Annotated in this window: 3 protein-coding genes; all 3 read right to left on the bottom strand. The window is 73.5% G+C overall.

Annotation, left to right across the window (positions count from 1 at the left end; genetic code table 11):
* Positions 1-111: 111 nt before the first annotated feature.
* The 3 genes from orn to ACFXB5_RS21165 all read right to left on the bottom strand — a co-directional run bounded on the left by orn (position 112) and on the right by ACFXB5_RS21165 (position 2,970).
* Positions 112-720 carry an oligoribonuclease gene (gene orn / locus ACFXB5_RS21175; protein ID WP_385210059.1) on the bottom strand — a complete coding sequence of 203 codons (609 nt, stop codon included), beginning with the start codon at positions 718-720 and terminating at the stop codon, positions 112-114.
* 5 nt (positions 721-725) lie between these two features.
* Positions 726-2,075 carry a helix-turn-helix domain-containing protein gene (locus tag ACFXB5_RS21170; protein WP_385210056.1) on the bottom strand — a complete coding sequence of 450 codons (1,350 nt, stop codon included), beginning with the start codon at positions 2,073-2,075 and terminating at the stop codon, positions 726-728.
* 520 nt (positions 2,076-2,595) lie between these two features.
* Positions 2,596-2,970, bottom strand: coding sequence for a hypothetical protein (locus ACFXB5_RS21165; protein ID WP_385210053.1), 375 nt, complete (start codon positions 2,968-2,970; stop codon positions 2,596-2,598).
* Positions 2,971-3,280 lie beyond the last annotated feature (310 nt).

The following is a 3,280-nucleotide window of genomic DNA, read 5'->3' as shown; positions in this document are numbered from 1 at the left end:
CCCGTGCGGGGGGGGCTCCCCGCCGCGCCTACCCGGGTGTGGGGGGGGGGGGGGGGGGGCGGCCCGGGTGGGGGGGGGGGGGGGGCGCGCCCCACCGGGATGGCGGCAGGGTCAGGCGTGCCGGGCGGGCAGGACGTGCTTGGCCGCGATGGCCTTCGCCGTGTCCGAGTCCGGGCCGGGAGCCGGTACGAAGATCGATTCCCGGTAGTAGCGCAGTTCGGCGATGGACTCGTGGATGTCCGCGAGCGCGCGGTGGTTGCCGTTCTTCTTGGGGCTGTTGAAGTAGGCCCGCGGGTACCAGCGGCGGGCCAGCTCCTTGATCGAGGAGACGTCGACGATCCGGTAGTGGAGGTAGCTCTCGAGCGTCGGCATGTCCCGCAGGAGGAAGCCCCGGTCGGTGCCGACCGAGTTTCCGCACAGCGGGGCCTTGCCGGCCTCGGGGACGTGCTCGCGGATGTAGGCCAGGACCTGGTCCTGGGCATCCTCGAGCGTGGTCCCGCCCTCGAGCTCGGCGAGCAGGCCGGAGGTGGTGTGCATCTCGCGCACCACCTCGGGCATGGTGACCAGCGCTTCCGCGGGGGGCCGGACAACGATGTCCACTCCGTCGCCCTGGATGTTCAGCTCGGAGTCCGTGACCAGCGCGGCCACCTCGATAAGCGCGTCGTTCGCCAGCGAGAGCCCGGTCATCTCGCAGTCGATCCACACCATGCGATCGTTCATACGTCTCACCCTACGGGGCGTTCCCGCTGGCCGGGCAGGGACGGACGGCCCGGGACCCGGCCCGCTGCCTGTTCGGGCAGGCGTGGGGCGTAGGCGTCCGACTCCGGTTTGCCAGGTTCCGGATGCGGAGCGTGATGGTGGTGCGGTGGATGCCCCGAGTGGCCGGTGGAGGCGCCGGGCGCGCCCGGCCGCCGCAGCGGCAGGGAGTGGTCGCCGACACGGGGTTCGATCACCTCGGCGCGGTCGGGCCGGTCGGCCCGCTCCAGCCGCTCCAGCCGCTCCAGCCGCTCCAGCCGCTCCAGGCGGTCGGGGCGGTCCGGGCGCTCCGCGGGCCCGCCCTGGGGCCTGCGGGCGCGGTACGCGGCCCGGTAGGCGGCCGGGGAGGACCCCAGCTGCCGCCGGAAGTGCCCGCGCAGCGCGACCGGCGAGCGGAAGCCACAGCGTCCCGCGACCTCGTCGACCGAGTAGTCGGAGGTCTCCAGGAGCCGCTGCGCCTGCAGCACCCGCTGGGTGATCAGCCACTGGAGTGGAGCGCTCCCAGTGAGCGAGCGGAACCTGCGGTCGAAGGTCCTGCGGCTCATGTAGGCGCGGGCCGCCAGTGCCTCGACGTCGAACTGCTCGTGCAGATGCTCGAGCGCCCACGCCACCACCTCGGCGAGCGGGTCCGCCCCGATCTCCTCTGGTAACGACCTGTCCAGATAGCGTTCCTGCCCTCCGCTGCGGCGCGGCGGGACGACCAGGCGCCTGGCGAGTGCGCCGGCGGCGTCCGCGCCGTGGTCGGTGCGCACGATGTGCAGGCATAGATCGATCCCGGCGGCGGTGCCCGCCGAGGTCAGTACGTCGCCGTCGTCCACGAAGAGCTCGCGGGGGTCCACATGGACCGACGGATAGCGCTTGGCGAGCGTCGGTGCGTACATCCAGTGGGTGGTCGCCGGGCGGCCGTCCAGCAGCCCGGCGGCGGCCAGTACGAAGGCCCCGGTGCACAGGCCTACGATCCGCGCGCCCTCCTCGTGCGCGCGGCGCAGCGCGTCGAGCGCGGCGGCCGGTGGCGGCTGGGTTATCGACCGCCAGGCCGGTACGACGACGGTGCCGGCCCGGGAGAGTGCCTCCAGGCCGTATGGTGCGGTCAGTTCCAGTCCGCCAGTCGTTCGCAGTGGCACATCTTCGCCCGCGCACACCAGAAGTCGGTACCGAGGGACTCCGGCGTCCTGCCGGTCGATACCGAAGACGGAGAGCGGGATGGAGCTTTCGAAGATGGGGCCGCCGCTGAACAGCAGCACCGCGACGATTTCTCGTCGCCGGCGTCCGGAGAGCTTGCGCGAGGTCTCCGGTACGGTCGTGGAGTCCTGGCTCATGGCACTAAGCCCCCCTCGGTGGTCGCGTCCTCTCGGTCCTGCACGTTTCCCCTCGGTCCTGAACGGTTCCCCCGCCGGTCATGGCCAAGATCGAATCTACTGTGTCGCGTGTGGTCGCCGTGACCAGTTCACCACCCGCCACTATGTCGACATGACAACTTGGCGCGAAGCATTCGATCACGAAGCGTTGCACTCGTAGCCCTCGCTGTGAAGTACGCCTTGTGCGGACACCCACTTCCCGTAGGGGGTACGTGCGCTCCGGACCCCTTTCCACGCTGGCCGGACGGGTGTTGAGCACGGCGTTTGCCAAGGAAAGAAGTGTGGCCGGAAGTTGGCTGAAAACAAGCGGGCGCAGACGTACGGATGCGTCATACGACCGGCGTACGTGCGGCTCGTACTTCTTCAGGGGGCGAGCGGTCGCCTTCCGGGCTTGAGCGGTGCTATAGCGATGCTCCATCGGCGCTGAGTGTGCGGAGCACTACGCACCGCTTCCCCGGCTCCGCGCCTTTCCGGTCGGCCCTCAGGCGCGGCGGCCGCCCCGGTGCGCGCCGATCCCCGTACGGCCGTGGCGGCCCCGGTGCGGGCTGATGCCGTCCGCGCCCAGCCGGGCCGCGGTGCGCTCGGAGTGGCGCAGCAGGGCGCGGCTGGCGGCCGTCACGGCGGCGAGGCCCGCGGCGGCCCCCAGGGCGGCGCCGAAGGGCGATCCGCACATGAGCAGGACGACGGGGACCACGGCGCAGCTGAAGGCCGCCCAGCGGATCACCTCGCTCACCGCGTCGCTAGCGGGGACCTGGACCTGGGCTCGAGGGGGGCTCGGAAGGTGGGGCCGTCCGGGTGTCCCGGCCCCGTCGCCGGGGGTGCCGCCGGGGGCGTCGTACTCGGGGGCGACAGGCACGGGCAGGGCTCCTCTCGAGCGGCCGGCGAGGTGCCGGCAGGGGCTCGGCGCGGGGGTGGCGAGGGGGCGGCGGGCCGGGGGATCCGGGCAGGTGAGCCGGGCGGGCCGGGGCCGCCGCACCCGGTGCCGCTACTACAACGCCCGGCCCGCCCCCAGGTCACTGCCGGGCGGCCGCACGGCGTACCGCGGCGACCCCCCGCGGCCCCGGCGCCGGCGGGGGGGCGCGCCGGGCGGGGGGCGCCGCGGGGGGGGGGTTGTGTGGGTGGCCCCCCCCGCGGACAGCGCGGGGCGAGGGGGGGCGGCGCCCCCC

It is taken from the genome of Streptomyces sp. NPDC059455 (assembly GCF_042750115.1).
Classification (GTDB): Bacteria; Actinomycetota; Actinomycetes; order Streptomycetales; family Streptomycetaceae; genus Streptomyces; species Streptomyces endocoffeicus.
This window is presented reverse-complemented; position numbering and strand designations above follow the sequence as displayed.